We start from the raw sequence: 2784 nt of genomic DNA on the forward strand, positions 1-2784 counted from the left end.
CGACAAGTCCGTAGGACTTTGTCGACAGTCTGAGGTCATCATACTCTGTATGATGACCTTTTTTATTAAAGAGTTTTAGTCTTTAATAAAAAAGGTGTGAAGCATAATTATCTGACTTTTAATTGACTATAACTATTGATTTAATAATATTTTGAATGTTCTAAATGATCAATCGTTATTAATCACTGATAGTATAATATTAGACATAAGTGCATCATTTCCTAGATTTTGATAATGTAATATTTCTAATTCCCAAAGATAATTATGCTCTTTTCACATTAAAAATAAGACTGGTAATTTACTCACCAGCCCTAAATAGTATAAAGTCTATAATACTTAAGATGTTTACTTCTTTAGTTCTTATCGCCTTTAACCTGATCAATCAAATCATTAGCTTTATCTTTAACATTATCCACAATTTCCTTAGCTTTACCTGAGGCTTTATCCCCTTTACCTTCTGCTTTTAAATCCTTGTTATCAGTTACATCCCCAATAGTTTCTTTAATATTTCCTTTTGCTTGTTCAAATTTTTCTTCACTCATTGTTATTCCTCCTAAACAAATAGTATCTTATGATATAAATCTATTATGCTAAACCTTTTTAAAAAAGTAAAGTCTTCTAAATTAAGTGTACTTCTTGATTTATTAGAGATTATCCTTTAAGATATATTACATAATCCCAAAGAGTTAAGATAACTCATTTCAACTTCATTTGATTATATTTAATTTCACCAGTCAAATCACCTACAAACTCTAACATAGTGTTTGTAGGTGATTTTTCAGTATATTTCTCAAATCTACCACTATTAGCTATAACAAGCAAACTCAAAATACAAACAAATATTACTATCTCACAATGAACACTCTTTTTACAACTTTTTCTCAAAGAAATGTTTTGAAAAGTAATAGGATATTTGCGTCTTTTTTAATTCAAAAACTTTATAAAACCTTAATATACAAATGAGATACATATAAATATAATGTAATTCCACACACAAAACTATAGTGTAATTTCACATTATTAATCCATATACAAACTAAATTTTTGTATAAACTAAAAAATAACTTCCATTTTAATTACTGCATCAATAAATCCCTTCAAAAAATACCATGATTTTTATTTTGTCCAAATTCAATGCATAGATGATAGTTTCATACATTAAATTGCAAAATCTGATGAAACCAGTTACTTAATAAAGTTATAGTTTCTACATAAATAGTTTCTACATAAATATTTTCTAAACACTAATTCCAAAAATTCTAAGGTGATTCTTATCATTTGTAATGATTAACTATAACAACAAGAAAAGAAGAAACTCGTTTCAGACATACATAAACACGTGTAAACACTAACTATCTATTTTTTATAAACAGTACTATATAAACGCATGTCATTAAAAGAAAAGGAATAGTCAATAAAAAGACTTTTACATGGGTTATATTAGAACCCCATAGAAACAACAATAAAATAAATATATAATTCAAAATCACAATAAAGAATATTGGCCAGTTGAAGATCCACCTGTTATACATAGTTATCACTCCTTGTTTATTAAACATGAACATTTATAATTGACCAAGTAAATGCCTCACTTTATTAAAATCTATCTATACTTGTTAACAAACTTTATTATAAATTTTGAGTACCTTTATTTTTAAAATTTTAAAGAGTTATTTTTAAGAAACACCAAACATTTACATTTTACAATCTAAAACTCTATATAAGCGCTTAAAACGCAAATGAGAGTGAAATAGATATATTTCGATGTAACTTCACAAAGATTTAGCAAAACTATTGATGATTTTTGGTACAATATATTTCCTCAAATGTTTTATCAGAACCTAATAAGACTAATAAAAAAAAGCAACCATATTAAATGGTTGCAAAATCGAATCAGCAAGTTAATTGCGGACATTCAATTTAAGAAAGGTAATAACATTATAACATATTATGATTACTTTAATAATTCCTAAGAACCTTTCCTGTAAACTTTTATAGAGTAACTTCCCTTTCAACTCGTTTACTTTGTATATTAGTGATATTATATATTTTTGAACCTCATACTACTGGAAACTCTGACATGATATGTAGTACTAAAAGTTTTGTGTGAAAAAACTACTATATGTTCTCTCAATAAAATCAGGTCTATTCACTATACTATAGTTATTACTAAACAATTTATATTTGATAAGTTTACTTTTCGCTATAAAAGATTTATGATGTAATCATATTCCCCATTATCTTCCGAAAAGATTCTATATAATTCACTACTTTCTCCAGTAAAAGTATTAAATAGTCGTTTATTACTGGAGTTTTTGTTGATTTTTGATATATATTTTCTTACAATTATAAATACGTGATACACTCCACAAATATTACGTGCTTTATTGATTGATAAACAAAAGGTTTCCTATTGTATTTAGTTGCCCCTTACAACTTTATTAATAGAATTTTTATATCAAAATTTCTTGTGCTCATAAAATTACATAACTATATAGCACTTTATATCAAATTTACTGTTTTTCATTTGATAGCATCTATATAATTATAATCAAACGTAAATCACATTTAGGTTATTAATGTTCTGATGAAATTGCCTAAAAAGAATATAGCTATTTATTAACTATAGATATGAAGGTCTTCTGAGTATTACAAAGTTATTCTAAAACTAAATCATATTCCTATCCTTTAATCAACATGTTAAAAGTCATTAATCAAAAAGCCGAGAAACCTTTAAGGTTTCTCGGCTTTCAGACTGTCGACAAAGTCCTACGGACTTGTCGG

Annotated in this window: 1 protein-coding gene; it reads right to left on the bottom strand. The window is 26.0% G+C overall.

What is annotated here, in order from left to right; all coding sequences use genetic code 11:
* Positions 1 to 353: 353 nt before the first annotated feature.
* Positions 354 to 542, bottom strand: a complete 189-nt coding sequence (locus HMPREF3270_RS00115) for a CsbD family protein (protein ID WP_060804198.1) — start codon at positions 540 to 542, stop codon at positions 354 to 356.
* Between the last annotated feature and the right edge of the window lie 2242 nt (positions 543 to 2784).

Origin of the sequence: Staphylococcus sp. HMSC65H10, from assembly GCF_001839185.1 — a bacterium.
Lineage (GTDB): Bacteria > Bacillota > Bacilli > Staphylococcales > Staphylococcaceae > Staphylococcus > Staphylococcus simulans.